This is a genomic window from Mucilaginibacter pineti (genome assembly GCF_900101875.1).
GTDB classification, from domain to species: Bacteria; Bacteroidota; Bacteroidia; order Sphingobacteriales; family Sphingobacteriaceae; genus Mucilaginibacter; species Mucilaginibacter pineti.
Map to the genome: position 1 here is coordinate 1,076,172 of NZ_FNAI01000001.1, position 6,397 is coordinate 1,082,568.

The following is a 6,397-nucleotide window of genomic DNA, read 5'->3' on the forward strand; positions in this document are numbered from 1 at the left end:
ATATTTTTCACTAAATTGTTTATCATTTTCATAAAAACTGGAAACTGGAAACTGGAAACTGGAAACTCACATCTCACATCTCACATCTCACATCTCACATCTCACAACTCATATCTTAAAGCATGAGCACTTTTACAAGTAAAACAAGTATCAGCAAACCTATTAATGAGGTTTATAGTTTCCTGGCCGATTTTAATAATCACCAGCAGCTAATGCCCGATACGATTCAGGAGTGGGTATCTGATGCGGATGAAGCCAGTTTCAGCATCCCAAATATGGCTAAACTATTGTTGAAGATAGACAGCCGTACCACTGATGAAGAAATTGTAATTGTTCCTGCAGCCAAAGCACCGTTTGATTTGAAATTAAAATGGTCGTTATCTTTCAATAACAACCATACCGATGTTCTTTTTACAATTGATGCAGAGCTAAGTATGATGTTGCGCATGCTCGCCTCGGGGCCTCTGCAAAAATTGGCCGATCATGAAACACAAAGCTTAAATACCATTTTAAGCTAAATGTACATGCTGTTTACTACTTAGTAAACTTTGCGTTTCTGTATATTGTTGATAGCTATCACAATATTTATGATAACTAAACCGATGATTAATGCTGCCATGACTGGTACAATTAAATTAATTAATAGAGTTATAAGTATTAAGTCAAAGGCTGTACCATTCTTTCAGTTTGATTGATTATAGCTATATAACGCTATAAAACAGCATTTAGTTTTAAGGGAACCAATATTTTGAGCAATTGCATCCACAATTGAAATATTTTTTCGGGATTATTATTATACGAACATTCCCCAATCTCCCCAAACCATAATATTGGCCTTAAATTCAGCAGAAACGAACTTTTTACCGTATTTTTGCGCCAAATTACAGGTGCAGCATGATCACGGTATCAAATCTTTCTCTTCGTTATGGTAAACGTACTTTATTTGAAGACGTTAATCTTAAATTTTCACAAGGCAACTGCTATGGCATTATAGGTGCTAATGGCGCGGGAAAATCAACATTTTTAAAAATCCTTTCGGGCGATATTGACCCTACCAGCGGCTCGGTAAGCTTTACTCCCGGCGAGCGTATGGCGGTATTAAGTCAAAACCACTATGCTTTTGACGATTTTACGGTTATTGAAACCGTAATGATGGGCCATAAGGAAATGTATGCCGTTATGAAAGAAAAAGACGCCATATACCTTAAAGAAGATTTTACTGATGCCGACGGCGAACGTGCCGGCGAACTTGAAAACCTTTTTGCCGAAATGGATGGCTGGAATGCCGAAAGCAATGCCGCTACCCTGCTGAGCAACTTAGGTATCAAGGAAGAATTTCATTACAACCTTGTAAAAGACCTGGACAATACTCAAAAGGTACGGGTACTATTGGCACAGGCCCTTTTTGGTAAACCGGATATCCTGCTGCTGGATGAGCCTACCAATGATCTGGATATCCATACCGTAAGCTGGCTGGAAGATTTCCTGGCCTCGTACGAAGCTATTGTACTGGTAGTATCGCACGACAGGCACTTTCTGGATACCGTTTGTACCCACGTTGTGGATATCGACTTTGCCAAAATGAGCATTTACACAGGTAACTATACCTTCTGGTATGAATCGAGTCAGCTGGCTTTGAAACAACGCTCAGATCAGAATAAGAAAACCGAAGAACGTGTTAAGGAACTGCAGGAGTTTATCCGCAGGTTTAGCGCCAATGCTTCAAAATCGAAACAAGCAACCAGTCGTAAAAAAGCGTTGGATAAGATCAATATTGATGAGATCCAGCCATCGAACCGTAAATATCCAGGAATTATATTCAACAACCTGGGCCGTGAAGCGGGGGATCAGATCCTTCAGGTTGAAAATCTCAAGAAATCACTTAACGGCGAGCTGTTATTTAATAACATTAACATTACGGTAAATAAAGGCGACAAAATTGCCATACTATCGCAAAACAGTTTAGCCACTACTGCCTTCTACAACATATTAACAGGCCGCGATACCGACTATAAAGGTGCATTTAAATGGGGTGTTACCATTAACCCGGCAGACATCCCTATTGATAACGCCGAGTATTTTAAAGGCAAGGATGATAACCTGATAGACTGGCTGCGTGAATATTCACCGGGCGAAAAGGATGATCAGTTCATCCGCGGCTTTTTAGGCCGGATGCTATTCTCGGGCGAAGAAGTACTAAAGAAAAGCAACGTACTATCCGGAGGCGAGAAAATGCGCTGTATGTTTAGCCGTATGATGCTGCAACAAGCCAACCTGCTGATGTTTGACGAGCCAACCAACCACCTGGACCTGGAATCCATCACGGCACTTAATAATGGCATGAAAGACTTCAGGGGAACTATCCTGTTTACCTCACGAGATCATGAACTTGTTGAAACCGTTGCCAACCGCATTATTGAACTAACACCAGGCGGTTACATAGATAAGTTAATGACCTACGACGAATACATTAACAGCCCCGTGGTACAAAAACAACGCGAAGATTTGTACGCCATTGCGTAACTAACAAGCAGGTGAATAGTCTTACAGGCATGAAAAAAGTATTACTTGTTAGCCTATTCACCATTTCATCTTTATACGCCTATTCACAGGCATTTGAGGGCATGGTTAAAGATGCCAAAACCAATTTACCGTTGCCTTATGTAAATGTGGGCATTGTTGGTAAAAGCGTGGGTACCGTTACCGACAGTACAGGTCATTACAAGCTTACTTTAACCGGCCACGATGCCGACAGCCTGAAACTATCTATGGTTGGTTACCGGGCACTTGTTTACCAGATATCTGATTTTACTAAGGATACACAGGCACATAAAACCCTTTTATTACAACCCACCGTTACGCAGCTAAAAGAAGTAAAGGTTAACAACCATAAGTGGAAAGAAGTAATATTAGGTAATACCACGCAATCCAAATCGGGCAATGCGGGCTTCAGGGATAACAGGCTGGGTTACGAGATAGGCGCCATCATCAAAATAAAAAAGTCCCCTACCTTTTTAAAACAATTTAACGCCAATATTGCAAGCGATATAACTGACTCAGTAAAACTCCGTCTTAATTTTTACAGTGTTAAAGATGGTATGCCCTATCAGCTGCTGCAAAACCAAAACATATTTGTTATTGTAGCCAAAGGCCAGCAAAAAATAAATGTTAACCTGGAACCTTACAGTGTTTATGTTGATGACAAATTTTACGTAGGCCTGGAGTGGATACAAAATGCCAAAGGGCAAGGTGTCATGTTTTCTGCAAGTTTATTTAGTGGTTCTATCATATCCCGCGAAACCAGCCAGGCAAAGTGGGAAAAAGAAGGTATAGCAGGGATAGGTTTTAATGTATTGGCCGAATATTAAAGTCGTTTTCCGCTTACAGGTAAAGGTTAAGTGCTATATATTAAGGGCTTGACCAAAAAAAGACTAAAAATCCTATCACCCAAACCAAAAATCGAAAATAAATCCTCATATTTGCAACCCGGTAAAAAGCCGGAAACGACTCGGTAGCTCAGCCGGTAGAGCAACTGACTCTTAATCAGTGGGTCGAGGGTTCGAACCCCTCCCGGGTCACTTATAAAGCCTTCTTAGAGTAATCTGAGGAGGTTTTTTAGTTTTGGCGACTTTGATTAGTCAATATACCTATTGAAATGTTTGCACACTGTTTGCACAAGTTTGTACAGGCGACTGACCACAACAAGTGGTTTTATGATAACATATAAAATAGTTCTTGATGAAAGAAGAGCTAAAACTGATGGTAAATTTCCTATAATGTTTAGGATTACCTTTAATCGCAAAACAAGCAATTACTCGAGTGGTATTGCCCTAAAAAAAGAGCATTGGAATGCTCAAGCCTCATTAATTAACAGCACATGTCCCAATTTTAAAGAATTAAATAAAAGCGTTGCAAGCAAGTTTCTTAAAATTCAAAAGCTAATTCTTAAACTTGATGATGAAGGCACATTTTCATTTGAAACTTTTAAGGAGTTATTAAATGATCATTTTGTACCTCAAACTAAGTCAAAATCTACAGTTTTTCTAGCCTATGCCAATCAACTAATTTCAGAAATGATTGAAGAACAACGTGCAGGAAACGCGAGCGTTTATCAAACAGCAGTCAATAGAGTGATAAACTTCAGTGGTGATAAAAACCTTTTAATTGACCACATTGATTATACGTTTATAGATAAATTTAAACGTCAACTTGTGAAAGAGGGCGTGAAGCCGAACACGGTAGGCAACTATTTACGATCAATAAGGGCAATATGGAACAAGGCTATTAAATCCAAACTTGTCGACCGCTCTTTATATCCATTCCTTGACATAAGCATTAAGACGGAGCGGACAGCAAAGCGTGCGTTAAATGTTGAAGATCTGATTAAATTTTTCAACACAGAATATAAACAAAAAACTGCCAAATGGCACGCTCGGAACTATTTCCTTTTAAGCTTTAGTTTAAGAGGTGCTTCATTTATAGATCTGGCATTTTTAACAAATATTAATATTTTCAAGGGAAGAATAAACTATGAGCGACAAAAAACAGGATCTAAACTTAGTATTAAGCTCATACCCATAGTTGAAAATATATTGAATTATTACAAAGGAACTTCGGAGCATTACCTACTCCCCATATTCCCTCATAAATTAAATGAAGGCAGTGTCGAATCTAAAAAAGTATCAAGACAGTGGATTAAAACAACTAACAAATGGTTGAAACGTATAGCTATTGATTGTGGAATAGATGGTGAAGTAACTAGCTATGTAACGCGCCACACTTGGGCGACTACAGCTAAAAAACTTGGCTACTCAAATGAGGTTATTGCGGAGTGTTTAGGTCACGAGTATGGTAATAAGATAACTAATATATATCTTGATTGCTTTGATCAATCACTGATTGATGAAGTAAACGCAAAAGTGATACAGCTAATCGAATAGCGAATATTCATATGGCGAAGCTAAATGCTTCGCTATTTTTATAATTACAACTTAAATGAATTAATAAAATGAGTGACATAAATTTTGGTTGGTCAAGAATTATTTTAGATCTTGATTATGCTTTCATTAGAAAATACGACTTACATAGTTTGATAGATCCTAATATTTTCGCGCACATTGGCTCCGTAACTTTTAATCAACCTGGAAAACTTAAATATCCGTTTAAATTTCCGCCTTTTAAAAAAGAGCAAAGTGTTCCTTTTCAAAACGAATTTTTAAAGTTATTTGAATCTTTAATCGACCGTTATGATATTAAGCCTGATCCTCACTTAAGTAAATTGTTATTTTTTGCGTATGCTTATGAATCCGAAAATCAATCCAAAAAATCAGAAATACAAAAACAAAACCGACTTCGATCAAATGGGATATCGTTATTAGAACTTTTGACAGTTCCTCTACCTGAATACACTCGAGAAAACTTATGCGAAGCATTTGAAAATGACGATTTATCCCCCAAAGAAGTCGAAGATCGCATCCTAATGTATTTAGGTGTTACTTCAAATCAGCCAGAAAGTGAATTTATGCAAAATGATAGGCTTGATTGGAATAAGGTTAACAATCAGGTTTTTAAAAAGCTTTTAAGGAGAATACATGCTGATACGAATACGTCGCTCGAAATGGAAAATGGCAAGTTCTTAATTATTTCAAAAGAGATAGGAATAAAATTTAATTATAATAGAAGTGGTAACTTTTCATTTTCTTCCTTCGGTGCCAATAAAAACGTCGAATTGACGCAACTTGTATTTACATCGCTTTTTGAGGAGCAGCACCGAGAAAAAACAGATTTTTATGACGCGCTACTTGACCATGATTTTGATTCAAATGATAGCAGTAAAGGATTATCTAAAATTTTAGGACTGTGGAATAGATCAAGTCATCATACTCACAATTTAAAGAACCTATATGATCTGGTAAAGGCTTATCTATCTGATAACTGCCTAATTAAATTTACAGATGATTCAATCACTACACGAAAGACCAATGATTTCCTTTATGAGTACTTAATTTTATTGGGTTTATCGGCTAAACTTAATGACAATAGTGTTTCGCAATATACCATAAAAGGAATTAAGGAGAATTTGGATCGATTTAAAAAGAATAAGACGGCGCTACCAACATTTGCTAATGCTAAATTTCGAAACAGCTTTAAAAATTTAGATCGATAAACAAAATATTTTTGATAATCAATGAGGTCAAACTTTGTACAAAGGTAGCGCAAGTGTGAACTTTTCAATTGTCACATTATCAATTAATTATGAATATATCGCATTATCTTTGTGTCATACAAAAACAGATAATGAGGTGGAGATTCCGCTCAAACTGACCACCCCATTCCGGTTTAAAGTGACCACCCGTTCCGGGTTCAAACTGACCACCCCATTCCGGAGCAAACTGAC

5 protein-coding genes and 1 tRNA gene are annotated in these 6,397 nt (G+C 37.5%); all 6 read left to right on the plus strand.

All coding sequences use genetic code 11. From position 1 onward, the window contains the following. Positions 1-122 precede the first annotated feature (122 nt). The 6 genes from BLS59_RS04310 (at position 123) to BLS59_RS04335 (ending at position 6,166) form a co-directional block, all read left to right on the plus strand. Complete coding sequence (locus tag BLS59_RS04310) at positions 123-518, plus strand: SRPBCC family protein (RefSeq protein ID WP_091144914.1); 396 nt, start codon at positions 123-125, stop codon at positions 516-518. Positions 519-894: 376 nt separating this feature from the next. Then, positions 895-2,523: an ABC-F family ATP-binding cassette domain-containing protein gene (locus BLS59_RS04315; RefSeq protein WP_091144918.1), complete on the plus strand. Its 1,629-nt coding sequence runs from the start codon at positions 895-897 to the stop codon at positions 2,521-2,523. A gap of 29 nt (positions 2,524-2,552) precedes the next feature. Next, entirely contained in the window at positions 2,553-3,368 is an 816-nt protein-coding gene (locus BLS59_RS04320) for a carboxypeptidase-like regulatory domain-containing protein (RefSeq protein WP_091144921.1), read from the plus strand. A 137-nt stretch (positions 3,369-3,505) separates the two neighbouring features. Continuing rightward, positions 3,506-3,578, plus strand: a tRNA-Lys gene (locus BLS59_RS04325). 135 nt (positions 3,579-3,713) lie between these two features. After that, positions 3,714-4,940 carry a site-specific integrase gene (locus BLS59_RS04330; RefSeq protein ID WP_091144925.1) on the plus strand — a complete coding sequence of 409 codons (1,227 nt, stop codon included), beginning with the start codon at positions 3,714-3,716 and terminating at the stop codon, positions 4,938-4,940. Between the two features lie 68 nt (positions 4,941-5,008). Continuing rightward, positions 5,009-6,166, plus strand: coding sequence for a hypothetical protein (locus BLS59_RS04335; RefSeq protein WP_091144929.1), 1,158 nt, complete (start codon positions 5,009-5,011; stop codon positions 6,164-6,166). Positions 6,167-6,397: the final 231 nt, after the last annotated feature.

Coding starts and splice junctions, on each gene's coding strand:
- BLS59_RS04310 (WP_091144914.1), top strand. CDS start 123: ATGAGCACTTTTACAAGTAAAACAAGTATCAGCAAACCTATTAATGAG.
- BLS59_RS04315 (WP_091144918.1), top strand. CDS start 895: ATGATCACGGTATCAAATCTTTCTCTTCGTTATGGTAAACGTACTTTA.
- BLS59_RS04320 (WP_091144921.1), top strand. CDS start 2,553: ATGAAAAAAGTATTACTTGTTAGCCTATTCACCATTTCATCTTTATAC.
- BLS59_RS04330 (WP_091144925.1), top strand. CDS start 3,714: ATGATAACATATAAAATAGTTCTTGATGAAAGAAGAGCTAAAACTGAT.
- BLS59_RS04335 (WP_091144929.1), top strand. CDS start 5,009: ATGAGTGACATAAATTTTGGTTGGTCAAGAATTATTTTAGATCTTGAT.